Origin of the sequence: Paenarthrobacter sp. AR 02 (genome assembly GCF_021538675.1) — a bacterium.
GTDB lineage: Bacteria > Actinomycetota > Actinomycetes > Actinomycetales > Micrococcaceae > Arthrobacter.
On the sequence record NZ_JAJUKH010000006.1, the window covers coordinates 63889 to 78645 of the forward strand.

The following is a 14757-nucleotide window of genomic DNA, read 5'->3' on the forward strand; positions in this document are numbered from 1 at the left end:
ACTCTCCTGTGTATTGGCGTGCGGGCACAGAAATGCCCACGTCTACTGGTCAAGGCTACCCGACGTTCCGATTGTTCCCCGATTCGGGGGCCGGCCGCGCAAGCCCTTCCCATGGGTCGAAAAAGCAAACGGGAGGCCTGGCACTGGGCCAGCCTCCCGTCCATCCTTGCGTGAAACTTGGTACTAAAGCGCGATCACGGAGCCTGAATCGGCCGATTCAAGTACGGCCTCTGCAACCCGGAGCGTCTCAAGGCCTTCGGCCATTGTGACAATGTTCATCGACTTTCCGAGGACAGCGTCCCGGAAAGCCTCGTGCTCCATCTTCAACGGCTCACGCTTGGCCAATGCGAAACGCGTGGATGAACCTTCCGAGACCCCACGGAATGCCGCGACAGAGTCCCAGTCCGTCTGGAACGTTCCGTTCTCGATGAATGTCAGGTCAGCAGAAATCGTGTCGGCGATATAAGCACCACGCTCACCCAGGACAACCGTGGTCCGTTCCTTCATGGGAGACAGCCAGTTCACGATGTGGTTGGTGACAACCCCGCTCTTCAGGTGGCCAATGGCCGTGACCATGTCCTCGTGCTGCCGACCGCTCCTGGACGTGGTGTGCGCCATGACGTTGACGAAGTTGCTTTGCGCAAGCCATGCCGTGAGGTCGATGTCATGCGTGGCCAGGTCCTTAACCACCCCCACATCTGCAATGCGCGAGGGGAACGGCCCCTGGCGCCGAGTGGAAATCTGGTAAACCTCGCCGAGGTCTCCGTTGCCCAACCTGTCGCGAAGGCTTTGCAGTGACGGGTTGAACCGCTCGATGTGACCAACCGCGCCAATCAAGCCACGGGAGTCGAAGGCTTCGGCGATCCTGCGGCCGGAAACGGAGTCATTCGCGATGGGCTTTTCGACGAGGCAGTGCACGCCGGCCTCGGCGAGCTTCAGTGCCACTTCCTCGTGAAGAACCGTTGGCACAGCAGCAACAGCCATGTCAATGCCCTGCTCAATCAGTTCATCCACGGAGCCGCAGACGGTCAATCCATTGGCAACGTTGTGCGGGTCCCCGAAGGAATCCGCTACGGCCACCAGGTCCACGCCTTCGAGTTCACGGATGACGCGGGCGTGGTGGCGCCCCATCATTCCCAATCCGATGAGGCCTGCGCGGAGATTCGCCACTAGCTGCCTGCCTTTGCAACGGCGTTGACCGCGGCAACGATCCGGTCAAGGTCGTCCTGGCTCAACGACGGGTGAACCGGGAGCGAAAGCACGCTTGCCGCCGCTTCCTCGGTAACCGGCAGGTCATCGGAGGTCTGGAACGGAGCGAGCCGGTGGTTGGGGATGGGGTAATAGACGCCACAGCCCACGTTGTACTCCTCGCGGAGTGCCTTCGCGAAGCCGTCGCGGTCCTCTGCGATGCGGATGGTGTACTGGTGGTAGACGTGCTCGTAGCCGTCCGCAACCTTGGGAGTGACGACGCCCTCAATGTTGGCGTCGAAGAAGGCTGCGTTTTCCTGGCGTGTCTTCGTCCAGGCTTCGACCTTGGTCAACTGCACGCGACCAATTGCAGCATGGATATTGGTCATCCGGCAGTTGAAGCCGACCAGTTCGTTCTCGTACTGCCGTTCCATGCCCTGGTTACGCAGCAGCCGAAGCCGGCGCTCGACGTCGGCCAGGCCCGTGCTCACCATGCCGCCTTCGCCGGACGTCATGTTCTTGGTGGGGTAAAGGCTGAACATTGCGAAGTCGCCGAACGTACCGACCTTGCGTCCGTTGACGGCCGCGCCGTGGGCCTGTGCAGCGTCCTCGAAGACCTTGACGCCGTGCTTTGCCGCGAGTGCGCCAATGCCGTCAACATCGAAAGGGTGTCCGTAGAGGTGGACAGGCATGATGGCAGCCGTACGATCCGTGATCTTCGACTCGACCGAAGCGGGGTCCAGCGTGTAGTAGTCCGGGTCGACGTCGGCGAAGACGGGCGTCGCGCCGGTCAATGCCACGGAGTTCGCGGTGGCAGCAAAGGTAAAGGACGGAACGATGACTTCGTCCCCGGCACCGATACCGGCAGCCAGGAGGCCCAGGTGCAAACCGGAGGTGCCGGAGTTAACCGCCACCGCTGCCCTGCCGTCGAGGAGGACCTGCGAGAACTCCTGCTCGAAGGTTGCCACCTCCGACCCCTGGGCGAGCTGGCCGGAAGCCAGCACGGCGTCTACGGCCTTCCGCTCGTCTTCGCCAATGATGGGCTTTGCGGGGGGAATGAATTCGGGGCTCATGCCTCTACCTCTCGAAGAATCTCGTTCTGTTCAACATACGTTGCGCCGGTTTCGGGGCACACCCAGTTCTCTCCGCTGCGCTTCAGCGGGAATCCGGCCTTGCCAACCCAACCATGGCGCTTGGCCGGAACTCCGACCATCAACGCAAAGTCCGGGACGTCTTTGGCTACTACCGCTCCGGCAGCCACGGTGGCCCATCGTCCAATGGTCACCGGGGCGACGCACACGGCGCGGGCGCCAATGGACGCACCTTCGCGAATCGTGACGCCCACAGGTTCCCAATCATGGGCACTCTTCTGGCTCCCATCCGGGCCAACGGCACGGGGGTAGGTGTCGTTCGTCAACACCACGGCCGGGCCGATGAAAACGCCGGCTTCCAGTTCCGCGGGCTCATAGACAAGTGCATAGTTCTGAACTTTGCAGTTGTCCCCCATCTTGACCCCGGTGCCAATGTAGGCACCCCGTCCTACGATGCAATTGACGCCAAGTTCGGCCTGCTCGCGGACTTGGGCCAGATGCCAAATCTTTGATCCATCACCAATTACAGCCTTGTCTGAAACATCGGCGCTCTCCGCAACCACTATCACCGGTGAAGGTCCTTCCTCATTGAGCACACGCGACAACGAAACTCATCTTAGCTGAGACACCATGCCACGGCGTCAAGTCACCGGCATGGAGAACAGGCTTGGCCCTGTTGTCCACATAGGCCATGAGGGGTCCTGACCTCCCATCGCCGAGTGCCTATCGTCGGTGGTGAAGCAGTCCATTGCGAAAGGAAACACAATGCCCCTGGAGTGCACACTGGTCCGCAGCCCCGGTGCGGAGCGGAATGCCGAGCCCACGGAATTATCCATCGCAGTGCCTGCTGGAACGTCCGGTGTCGACGTTCAATCCCTCATTGCTGAAGCCCATGGCACTGCTCTTCTTACTGTTCAGGGACAGGAATTAACTGCTCTCACCGTGGGAATTCCCCCGTTGGTTTCCGGCGCCATCCTGGTGGACGGCCCTCCGCTGCAGCCCCGGAGTCGGGAGGGCGGATCGGTCCCGTTGGTGCTTCTGGCCCACTCCGGCCCGGCCGCCGGCTCGGTTTTCCGGCTCCGCCGCGGGCGGTTCATGATCGGACGCGGCCAGGTCGATATCCAGATCCCGGATTCGGCGATGTCACGGGAGCACGCCGTATTGGAGGTTAGCGGCACGGCAGTAGTGGTGAGCCAGATGGAAGGAGCTGCACCCCTGTATGTCTGCGGGAAGGCAACGCGGCGAAGCCCCATCAACTCGGAATCCTCGATCCGCTGCGGCAACTCGACTTTCAGCATCTCCTCTGACATAGGTGCCGTATCGCAGTTATCTACTTTCGCTGGATGCTCGGTTGAAGAGCCCCTGGACGTGGTGCACGCATCACCCACAACCCGCCGCCTGCCCTTGGCGTTGGCAGCAGGACTGCCGCTGATAGCCGGCGTAGCCCTGGTCGCTGTCACTGGCACATGGATGTATCTCGGATTTACTGCACTTTCCGCAGTCAGCCTGCTGGTCCCGCTTCTCACTGGCCGAAAAGAGCGGAAGGACCGGCTTCAGGCCCTTTCCCGCGCCGTGCAGGAAGATATTGCCCGACGCCGGCGGTGCTCTCCCTCGGCCGCCGATATCGTCATGGCAAAGTACCGTCCACCCCTGGCCATGGGAGCGGACAGCCAGGAACTTCAGTATCCGGCTGGGCCTTGCCAGCCAGAAAAGAGTCCGACGGCGGACGGGGAGCCGACGTCGGGCGACGGCACCTGGGTGCGGATCGGCACCATGATGAAGTCCACGGCGAATGTTCGCATGGTGCCTCACGATCCCCGTTTCCGTCCGCCTGCCATCGGGACGGCCGCTGTGACATTGGATCCGAAGATCCCGCTGGTGAGGCTTCGTGGACACCAGGACCATGTGGACGCCTTGCTCCGATTTGTGCTGATGCAGTTAGGCAGTTTCCAAGGCTCGTCCCAGACACCCATCATCCTGCTGGGACCGATCAGAAGACTGCCCTGGCCCGCCCGTTTCCTCAGCACCGTCACCCTGGCAGCCAGTAACCTGACAGCCATCACTGCCCTTAACCGCCATGGCATTCCGCCTGGCAGGCTTTTTGTCATCGATGATCCCGGCGGAAGCGGTACTGAATCCATAGCATCGGTGCTGACAGCCGCACGCCGGGTTGGCTGGCAGGTCATTGACTGCTCCGGCTCGGCGCCGCAACTGCTGCCAACTGTTGAATTGGGGTCATCCGGTACCGCTGGCGTCCTTCGGGTGGAAGGCTCCCACCAGGACTTCATCCCCGACCTCATCCCCGTGGACGTCTTTGACGCTTATTGCCGGTTCTTGGCGTTGGAGACATGGAACAAGGGGACCGGTGACGGCGACGCCATTCCCGACAGCTGCTCGTTTACTGATTTGCATCAGGGCGGACCGCGCAGGCTGCTGCGACGCTGGGCCGACCCCATAAGCCGAACCGGTCTTACTGCCGTGCTGGGCCAGGGCGGCGCTGGCCCCATGACCTTCGATTTCAAGATCGACGGCCCACACCTTTTGGTTGCCGGGACCACGGGCTCCGGGAAGTCGGAACTGCTGCGAACCTTGGTAGCATCCATAGCCGTAAACCACTCCCCGGACTACGCAACGTTCTTGTTCATCGATTTCAAGGGTGGTTCGGGTTTGGGTCCGCTCGCGAGCCTCCCGCATTGCGTAGGGATGCTGACCGACCTCGCCAAGCATCATCTCGACCGCGCACTCGTCTCACTCCGTGCCGAAATCAGCCGCAGGGAACAAGCGCTTGCAGAGGCGGGAGTGTCAGACCTGAGTCAGTACCACCGTTCGGATCGGCAGTCCTCCCCCATACCGCACCTGCTTCTGGTCATTGATGAGTTCCGCATGCTCGTGGACCAAGCGCCCGGCGCTCTTCAAGAACTCATGCGCATTGCAGCCATCGGGCGTTCCTTGGGAATTCATTTGGTGATGGCAACGCAAAGACCCCACGGAGCCCTCACGGCCGACATCCGGGCCAACGTCACCTCCAGCATTGCGCTGAGGGTGCAATCCGACGCAGAGTCTTTGGACATCATTAACAACAAGGCTGCGGCTTCCATCCACGTCGGGAGTCCGGGACGCGCGTTTCTGGCCAGGGCCTCAGGTGACGCCGAAGAATTCCAGACAGCATCACTGGACGTGCCTTCCGCAACGGCGTCTTCCGGATCCGGGTCCGCCTACGGGCAGGTCCTCGTCAAGCCCGCTGCCCAGGCCATATTGCAACGCGCTGCCGCCGACGCCGGGCCCGATGAGCGCAGCGACCAGGCGAGCGCCGGGACGGCCACCATAGCGTCCACTCTCCCTGAACTCTGGCAGGCCATGGGCGGACTGCATCCGCGCTCTCCTATAGCCGACCCGCTGCCCGATTCCATAGCCTGGAACCACAGTCTCCCCGCCCCCGGACAGGCCCAAGGCGAAGACTCCACAACAGTCTCATCATGGCGCGTTGGACCCTTCGCGCTGGTGGATGTGCCGGCCCAGCAAGTCGTCGAACCCTTGATATGGATTCCTGCCCAACATGGACATCTGGCTATGATCGGCAGCACATCCAGTGGCGTGATGACCTCCTTCAGGGCAGTGGCCGCCATGCTGGCCACAGCCCATCCACAACCTCACCTCTACGTCCTTGACGCCATCGGTCTGTTGGAAGACGTGGCCCAACAGCAACTCCTCGGGGGCCGGGCGGGGCTGCATCAATTGTCCCTCGCGGCGCGAATCGTCAAGCGCCTTGCAGCGGAGTTGGATGTTCGACGCGACCCCCGGAATGCCTCACGATCCGGCACTCCACTTGTACTGATCGTGACGGGGTGGTGCTCGTGGTCCAACGCCATGCGGAACGGGATTTTTGGATGGGTAGAGGCGGCATTGCACGACATCGTCCGCGACGGCACGCCCCTCGGCATCTCTGTGCTGATCTCAGGTGAGAGAGAGCTCGTCAGTTCGCGCTTCTTCGCCGCAGTCCCCAATCGGGCGTACTTTCCCAGCGGGTCCACGGAGGAAGCGCGTTTCCATTGGCCGCGGCTTCCCGAGATCGAAGACGTCGCTGGTCGGGCTGTGGTCACCGGTAATTTCATTGACGGCCACTCCAACGTTGCACAGTTCCGGGAAGCTCCAGGGTCCGGCGCATGGCCCTTCAAGGACCTGGAGAATTCCGAACCGCCTTTTCGGATCAGGCCACTTCCTGACACGCTGAGCGCCGAGGAGTTCTTTCGGTGCCTGGAAGAAGTGCGGCAAAGAGCTGTTGTGCCCGCAGCCTGCACCACGGCTCCGCTCCCCCGGGGCTCGGATCAGTTCTCCCCAGATGGAGATGCACGAGCCCCCCTGTGGTTGGGCGTTGGGGGCGATGAGGCCATTCCCGTTGCCCTCCCTCTTCCGGAACGGGGCGTCAGCGCCATTTTGGGTGGGCGCTGCTCCGGCAAGAGCTCCGCGCTGGCGGGCCTCCGGCAACTTAACCCACTGGCGCCGTGGGTATACCCTGACGGAGCCGGCGATACAGGTTCGTTTTGGGCTTCCATCGCCGACCAGGCAGAAGCCGGCGCCTTGGATCCCAACAGCATCCTGCTGGTGGACGACGCGGACGCCATGAATGCCGAGGGCCGCCATGCGCTCACCGCACTGACAGGTAGAGTCCGGGGAATCGTGCTTACAGCCACGACGGGACCGGCACTCGTGCATCACTTGCCTCTGGCCGGCGACGTGCGGTCCTTTGGCACCGGAGTGGTCTTGGCCCCGTCAACACCGCATGACGGTGAACTCTTTGGAGTAAGGCTCGACGATGTTGGCGCCGCACGCCCAGGCAGGGGTTTCGTTATCAAGGGAAAAGAGGTGACTCCATATCAAGGAGCCCTGGCAGCCCATTGACGTCTGATGACGAGGACGGAGCGGCCTAAAGTGCCGCTGAAGTGCCGCCGGTCCGTGATGCGTAGGCGATGACGTCCTTCTGGAACAAGAACACTATCGCCGCGAGTGCGGGGATGATCATCGCCAAACCTGGCAGCACCAAACCGCCGGTCATGGTGGGGAATCCGATGGTGAGGACGAACAACTGTGCCACCAACGCGGCCGCACGGGTCCACCGGTAACCCCGGAACAGGAAGTGGCCTACGGCAAACAGCCACGCAGAAAAAGCCAAGAGCAACCCCAGGGTAAAAATCGCGCCCCAGAACGTCAGCACAGGCGCTCCGGTGAGCAGCTCGAACGCGTACCAGGCAGCGGCGCCCAGGAGAGCAAGTGCTTCCAGTACGACAACCAAGGAAATGACTGCGACGCCGAGCGGCCGCGGAGTGCGTCCGGGTGCCCCGGCTGTGCCGGGCGTTGATGCGCCGGGCCCGTCTTTTCCGTCGGGTTCGGGCGTGGATTGGCTGGGGTTAACTGGAGGTCTTGACACACTGGCACACTACCGGACATAGTCATCTAGCAGTGAGGGCACCGGCCGCTGATGTGATGCATCGCTCACGGATTCCGGGCATTTCGTCCGCTAACACCCCTTGTTTACAAGGCGTTAACATGAAACGCTTGACTCAGACGACCAAGGGGGCCCATGCGGGCCCCTTTCCTTTGGAGCCTCTCGTGAATGTTTTCACAAAAGGGGCCCTACTAGTTCTCACGAATGGAGTGACTGATCAGCATGGATTGGCGTAATCGCGCAGCCTGCCTCGACAAGGACCCGGAGCTCTTCTTCCCAGTCGGCAATACCGGACCAGCACTTCTCCAGATAGAAGAAGCCAAAAGCGTTTGCCGTCGTTGCCCGGTGGTTGATACCTGCCTGCAGTGGGCCTTGGAATCCGGACAGGACGCCGGCGTCTGGGGCGGCATGAGCGAAGACGAGCGCCGCGCACTCAAGCGCCGGGCAGCTCGCGCACGTCGCGCTTCCTAGGCATAGAACCCAGCAAGAAGGCCGCAGACCCCAAGGGTCCGCGGCCTTCTGTTTTAACGCGCTGCGACTTTAACGCGCTGCGACGCTTTCAGCCCAGCTGGGCCGCTACGTCTCCCCCGGGTCCGGGTTACTCAAGCCCGGGTTTACTCGGGTTGGTGCCCTCCGGACCCTAGGACCGGGCAAGGTTCAGGACGATTTCGACGGCGGTCCCGCCGCCGTCACGCGGTCTCCACTGGATCGATCCCCCGAGCTCACTGGTCACCAGCGTGCGGACAATCTGAAGGCCCAGGCCTTCTGTGTACTGCCCGTCCGGCAATCCAACGCCATCATCTGCGATGGTGACCGTCAGGAATTCGTCGTTCCCGTCCCCGTCGGCCCTGTCCGCCAACAACCATACGGTTCCAGTCCGCCCCTCGAGCCCGTGCTCCACGGCATTGGTGACGAGTTCGTTGATGACCAAAGCCAACGGAGTGGCGAAGTCGCTGGGCAATTCACCGAACAGCCCGGAACGCTCTGTGCGTACCTGCTGGGAGGGGGAGGCAACCTCGGCCGACAACCGGAACTGCCGTCCAATGAGCTCATCGAAGTCGACGCTCTGCGTCAAACCCTGCGAAAGTGTCTCGTGGACCAGTGCAATGGTGGCTACGCGCCGCATGGCCTGTTCCAGGCCCTGCTTGGCTTCGTCACTGACCATACGGCGGGACTGCATGCGCAGCAGCGCAGCCACAGTCTGCAGGTTGTTCTTCACCCGGTGGTGTATCTCCCGGATGGTGGCATCCTTGGTAACGAGTTCCATCTCCCGCCGGCGAAGTTCGGAAACGTCACGGCAGAGAACGAGGGCACCGAATCGATGCTGCTCGTCGCGCAAGGGAATGGCCCGAAGAGACAGGCTCACGCCCCGGGACTCGATTTCACTGCGCCAGGGCATCCTGCCCGTAACCACCAATGGCAGGGTTTCGTCCACCATGCGGCGATCTTTCAGCAGACCGGCAGTCACTTCGGCGAGCGAGCGTCCCTCCAGCGATTCGACTTCGCCGAGACGGCGGAAGGCGGACACTCCGTTGGGACTGGCATACTGCACGACTCCGTCGGCATCGAGACGGATAAGCCCGTCACCAACACGGGGCGCCCCTCGGCGGGATCCCGTCGGTGAGGCAAAGTCGGGCCATAACCCGAGCGTTCCCATCCGTAGGAGGTCGTACGCGCACTGGCGATAAGTCAGTTCCAGCCGGGACGGCATCCGCGAACTGGACAGGTCCATGTGCGAAGTGACAACGGCCAGTGTGCGGCCGTTGCGCACCATGGGAACGGCTTCCACGCGCAAAGCCATCTCGCTGCTCCAGCTGGTTTCACTGGACCGTTCGATCGATCGGCTGTTCCACGCCTTGTCCACCAATGGGCGGAGGTCGGAGCGGATGCCCTCACCCACGAAGTCCGCATGGAACACCGTATGCGATGTCGACGGACGCACGTGGGCGAGGGCGATATAGCCGAGCTCCGGGTGCGGGAACCACAACGCAAGGTCCGCGAAAGCCAGGTCGGCGACCATCTGCCAGTCACCGACGAGGAGGTGCAGCCATTCGGCATCTCCAGGCCCGAAATCAGCGTGTTCCCTGATGGGGTCTGTAAAGATTGCCACTGCACCTCCATTTGCGACGCCGGGACTTGCTCCTAGCGTCGAACGATTGACCTCAAGAGCCTTAATGCTACCGACAGTGACGCCATGTCGTCGGCTTCGAGTGCGTTGACCTCATCGAACATGGTCTTGGCCCGGCCGAGCTGCTCGGCATTCTGCCCCTCCCATGCCCTCAGGCGATCCTCCGCCGAGGTGCCGGACTCAGTCGACTCAAGTACCGACGTCGTCATGTCTGCCACCGTCGAATAAAGGTCATCCCTCAGTGCAGCACGGGCCAACGCCTGCCAGCGGTCGTCACGTGGAAGCGAACTGATTCGCTCCAGCAATGAATCGACGTGGAAGCGGTTGAACACCGTGTAGTAGACGTGGGCGACGTCCTCGACCGTGTCGTTTCCGGTCCGGGCGATCCGGGCAATATCCAGAAGGGCATAGCTTTCAAACAGCTCCGCCCACCTGTGTGCCAGATGATCCGGCAGTTCCCAACTGCGTGCCTTCTCCAACCAGCCGGTGATGCGGACCTTATCCTCGCCCCGCAGGTAGTCCAGCAGCTTTGCACGCAGCGGAGCCAGCATCGGCTTGAACGATTCCACGACCTCGGAAATCGGCTGGGACGCCATGCCCTGACCCAACACCCACCGCACTGCGCGGTCGAGCAACCTGCGGATGTCCAGGTGTACTTCGCTCCAGTGTTCTGTAGGGAAGGACGCCGGAAGCGCATTCAGTTCATCGACCATGGGGTCGAGGTCGTAGATTTCGCGCAGGGCGACGAAAGCCTTGGCGACTGCGACTTCATTGGCCGACGTCTCTTCCATGGCCCGGAACGCGAAGGTGATGCCGCCGAGGTTGATGATGTCATTGGCGACCACAGTGGCGATAATCTCGCGCCGCAGCGGATGGGTGTCCAATTCGGCGTCGAACTTCTCGCGCAATTGCTTGGGGAAGTAGTTGCGGATGGTGTCCGCAAACCACGGATCATCGGCAAGGTTGCTGTCGCGGAGCGCTGCGCCGAGCTCGATCTTCGCGTAGGCCGCCAGGACAGCCAGTTCCGGAGACGTCAGGCCCTGGCCCTGTTCCAACCTCGCACGCAGGGTGTCAGTAGTCGGCAGAGCTTCAAGGTCGCGCTTGAGGTCTGCGGACTTCTCCAGCCAATCCATCAGGCGCTCGTAGCTCGGGCTCCAATCGGCAACCCGGGTCCTGTCGTTGAGGAGCAGGATGTTCTGGTCGATGTTGTCCTGCAGGACCAGCCGTCCCACTTCGTCAGTCATATCGGCCAGGAACGACGCCCGGTCCGCGGCTTCCAGCTTGCCTGCCGCAACCATCCTGTCAACGAAGATCTTGATGTTGACCTCGTGGTCGGAGCAGTCCACGCCGGCCGAGTTGTCGATCGCATCCGTATTAAGGATGACCCCCTGCAGGGCAGCCTCGATGCGTCCACGCTGGGTCAGGCCCAGGTTTCCACCCTCGCCCACCACCTTGACCCGCAGGTCGCGGCCATCGACGCGAATGGCATCGTTTGCCTTGTCCCCCACCGCGGCATGCGTCTCGGTACTGGCCTTGACGTAGGTACCAATGACGCCGTTGTAGAGAAGGTCGGCCGGCGCCAGCAGGATCGCGCGGAGGAGTTCCGGCGGGCTGAGCTGGGTTGTGCCGTCGGGCAGTCCCAGCGCCTTGCGGACCTGGTCCGAGACCGGAATGGTCTTTGCCTGGCGCGCGTACACGCCACCGCCTTCGCTGATGACGGAGCGGTCATAGTCATCCCAGGAAGACCTGGGCAGTTCGAACAACCGCTGCCTTTCGGCGAAGGACGCCGCCGCATCGGGAGTCGGATCCAGGAAGATGTGGCGGTGGTCAAAGGCTGCCAGCAGCCTGATGTGCCGGGAAAGCAGCATGCCATTGCCAAAGACATCGCCTGACATGTCGCCCACGCCGACAACCGTGAATTCTTCGGATTGGGTGTCGAGATCCAACTCGCTGAAGTGCCTCTTGACGGATTCCCAGGCTCCGCGTGCCGTGATGCCCATGGCCTTGTGGTCGTAACCGACCGAACCGCCTGAGGCAAAGGCGTCGCCGAGCCAGAACCCGTATTCGGCAGCCAGCCCGTTGGCGGTATCCGAGAACGTTGCGGTGCCCTTGTCAGCTGCCACTACCAAGTAGGAGTCGTCGCCGTCGTGCCGGACAACGTCCGACGGCGGCACCAGCCTCTCGCCGTCCGCTGAGGTGACGAGGTTGTCGGTGATGTCCAGCAATCCCCGGATAAAGGTCTTGTAGCTCTCAATTCCTTCGGCCATCCAGGCGGCCCGGTCGACGGCAGGGTTAGGCAGCTTTTTGGCAAAGAAGCCGCCCTTGGCTCCCGTGGGAACGATCACCGCGTTCTTTACCGTCTGGGCCTTAACAAGGCCCAGGATCTCAGTGCGGAAATCCTCCCGCCGATCCGACCAGCGAAGACCCCCTCTGGCCACCTTTCCAAAGCGGAGGTGTACACCTTCCACCCTCGGGGAGTAAACCCAGATCTCGAACATGGGGCGCGGGAAAGGAAGCCCATCAATCGAGGTCGGATCCAGCTTGAAGCTGACGTAGTCCTTGTTTTGGAAGTAGTTGGTCCGCAGCGTCGACTCGATGAGGTTCACGAAAGTCCGCAGCACCCGGTCGGCATCCAACGTGGCTACTTGCTCAATGGATTCCGCGAGTGCATCCCTGGCAGCAGCCTGTCGGTCAGCCCGAAGGTCCTCGGGCACCGCGGGATCGAAGCGCGCCGAGAAGAGTTCGTTGAGACCTCGGGCAACGTCGGGGTTCCCGAGGAGTGTGTCAGCTATGAAACCGAAGGAGTTGGTGTTGCCCATTTGCCGCATGTACTTGGCGTACGCGCGCAGCACCACAACCTGCCGCCAGTGCATGCCTTCACGGAGGACCAATTTGTCGAAGTTGTCCGACTCCACAGCCCCGGTCACCGCTGCCCCAAACGAATCGCCCAGCAGGTCACCCGTGGTCAGGGGATCAACCCCGGCAGGGTACTTAAGCCCGAGGTCGTAGAGGAAGAAGTCCCGGTTGTCTGCGGTTTCAATCTCAAAGGGGCGCTCGTCCAGGACTTCGAGGCCGAGGTTATGGAAGTAGGGAAGGATCTGGCTGAGGCTCTTGGGTTCCATCAGGTAGAGCTTGACGCGTGCGTCCTCTTCCAACGCCTCACCCGCGCCCTCCGGAAGGTATACATGCACCCCCGGCTTGACCTGCTGGGTGGATGCCCCCGCCCTTTCCGCTTGGGCACCGTACTTCTCGAAGCGCTCGATATCTTCCAGGGCATCTTCGACTTCGTAATCCACGCGGTAACCGGCCGGGAATGCCTCAGCCCACAGAGCCGACAGGACATCGGCTTCGGCTGTTGGACGGTTCTCCCGCAGGACTTCGGCGATACCTTCGCTCCACGACCTCGATGCCCGCATCAGGCGGTGTTCGAGCTCTTCTACATTAACCTCGGCAAGTTCCGCGGCCCGGGGCAACCGGATCCGGAAGAAGACACGGGCCAAAGCCGACTCGGTAATCCGGGCCTCGTAGTCAATACTCTCGGCCTGGAAGGTCTCACGGAGTTCCTGCTCGATCCGGAGCCGGACGCTGGTGGTGTAGCGATCGCGGGGCAAGTAGACCACAGCTGACATGAATCGGCCGTAAATGTCGGGCCTCAGGAACAGCTTGGTGCGCCGGCGTTCCTGCAGGCGCTGAATACCCGTGGCCGTGGCAGCCAGGTCAGCTACCTCGATCTGGAACAGCTCATCGCGGGGATACGTCTCGAGGATGCCGAGCAGGTCCTTGCCGGAGTGGGAGTCGATCGGGAATCCGGCATTACGCAGGACTGCATCCACTTTATCCCGCACAATCGGTATGCTGCGCACGGATCCGGTGTAGGCACTGGTGGCGAAAAGCCCGATGAAGCGCCGTTCACCGTTGACATTGCCCATGGCATCAAAGCTTTTGACACCGATGTAGTCGAGGTAGGCAGGCCGGTGCACGGTAGAGCGCGAGTTGGCCTTGGTAATGACCAGGGCACGCTTCTCCCTGGCACGCTTTCGACCGGCATCCGTCAGGTGCTGGACCTGGCGGGTGGAGTCTCCGGCACGGAGCAAGCCGAGGCCGCTGTCTTCCCGCAGTTGCAGGACGTCTTCGCCCTCTTCATTGACGAGGTCGTACTCCCGGTACCCCAGGAAAGTGAAGTTTCCGTTATCCAACCATCGCAGGAGGTCTTGGGCCTGCCGAAGTTCGGCAACCTGTTCCGGGTGGGAGACGCCTCCCAGCGCTTCAGCCAGTTCGAGTGCCTTGCTGCGCATTTTCGGCCAGTCTTCAACGGCTGCCCTGACGTCGCCCAGCACGCGTTGCAGGCCGGCGACGAGCTCTTCGCGGACTTCATCGCTCACGCGGTCGATCTCGACAGCAATCCACGATTCCATGTGTGACGCGTTGTCACCGTCACCGAGGAGATGAGCCACGCTTGGCAGTGCTGCTGTATCACCGCTGGAGATACCCACATTGGACGGCACCCTGGAGATCTTGGCCAGTTCCCCGGACGTCCGATCGCGCGACACCACGAACAGAGGGTGCATTACGAGTCGGATGGCGCAGTTTTGGCGAACGAGCTCAGCATTGACCGAGTCAACGAGGAAGGGCATGTCGTCGGTGACGATGTAGACGACGCTTCGGTCGGATTCGGCGGAGACTTCGACTACGGCATTGCCCGGTCGGCGGGACTGGGCAACAGTCCTGTGATGGGAAGCCCGCGACATCAACAGCTCAGGCGAGTATGCGCGGGAATCCTCCTCTGCGAGATGCTCATAGTAGTCACCGAAGAACCCTTCACGGACAACTGCTGCATCGGACCGATCCTCCACGCTGGATCCTGACGACATCGACAAACGCCTCCATCACAAGTTGATTGCTGCGAC

General features: G+C 62.0%; 8 protein-coding genes. 2 read left to right on the forward strand and 6 right to left on the reverse strand.

Annotated features, from left to right (window positions below; genetic code table 11):
• Positions 1-183: 183 nt before the first annotated feature.
• From LRQ04_RS13180 to LRQ04_RS13190, 3 genes are read right to left on the reverse strand one after another with little or no spacing between them, the layout of a single operon-like run.
• A complete protein-coding gene (locus LRQ04_RS13180; protein ID WP_235520595.1) occupies positions 184-1170 on the reverse strand; it encodes a Gfo/Idh/MocA family protein in 987 nt (328 codons plus the stop codon).
• On the reverse strand, positions 1170-2261 hold the full coding sequence (locus tag LRQ04_RS13185) for a DegT/DnrJ/EryC1/StrS aminotransferase family protein (protein WP_235520596.1): 1092 nt from the start codon (positions 2259-2261) through the stop codon (positions 1170-1172). The genes LRQ04_RS13180 and LRQ04_RS13185 overlap by 1 nt, the downstream gene beginning before the upstream one ends.
• Positions 2258-2875, reverse strand: a complete 618-nt coding sequence (locus LRQ04_RS13190) for an acyltransferase (RefSeq protein ID WP_211714185.1) — start codon at positions 2873-2875, stop codon at positions 2258-2260. Before LRQ04_RS13190 ends, LRQ04_RS13185 begins: the two co-directional genes overlap by 4 nt.
• 169 nt (positions 2876-3044) lie before the next feature.
• Here LRQ04_RS13190 and LRQ04_RS13195 point away from each other — a divergent pair, with 169 nt between their 5' ends.
• Positions 3045-7178: an FtsK/SpoIIIE domain-containing protein gene (locus tag LRQ04_RS13195; RefSeq protein ID WP_235520598.1), complete on the forward strand. Its 4134-nt coding sequence runs from the start codon at positions 3045-3047 to the stop codon at positions 7176-7178.
• Between the two features lie 25 nt (positions 7179-7203).
• On the opposite strand, the gene LRQ04_RS13200 is transcribed toward LRQ04_RS13195, so the two are convergent.
• The gene (locus LRQ04_RS13200; protein WP_235520599.1) at positions 7204-7704 is read right to left on the reverse strand and encodes a hypothetical protein; all 501 of its coding nucleotides are present in this window, start codon (positions 7702-7704) and stop codon (positions 7204-7206) included.
• 240 nt (positions 7705-7944) lie between these two features.
• On the opposite strand from LRQ04_RS13200, the gene LRQ04_RS13205 reads away from it, so the two are divergent.
• A complete protein-coding gene (locus LRQ04_RS13205) occupies positions 7945-8193 on the forward strand; it encodes a WhiB family transcriptional regulator (RefSeq protein ID WP_003804966.1) in 249 nt (82 codons plus the stop codon).
• Positions 8194-8362: 169 nt separating this feature from the next.
• Here the strand turns inward: LRQ04_RS13205 and LRQ04_RS13210 are convergent, their stop codons facing one another.
• On the reverse strand, positions 8363-9832 hold the full coding sequence (locus LRQ04_RS13210; RefSeq protein WP_235520600.1) for a sensor histidine kinase: 1470 nt from the start codon (positions 9830-9832) through the stop codon (positions 8363-8365).
• Positions 9833-9864: 32 nt separating this feature from the next.
• Positions 9865-14721, reverse strand: a complete 4857-nt coding sequence (locus LRQ04_RS13215) for an NAD-glutamate dehydrogenase (protein WP_235520601.1) — start codon at positions 14719-14721, stop codon at positions 9865-9867.
• Between the last annotated feature and the right edge of the window lie 36 nt (positions 14722-14757).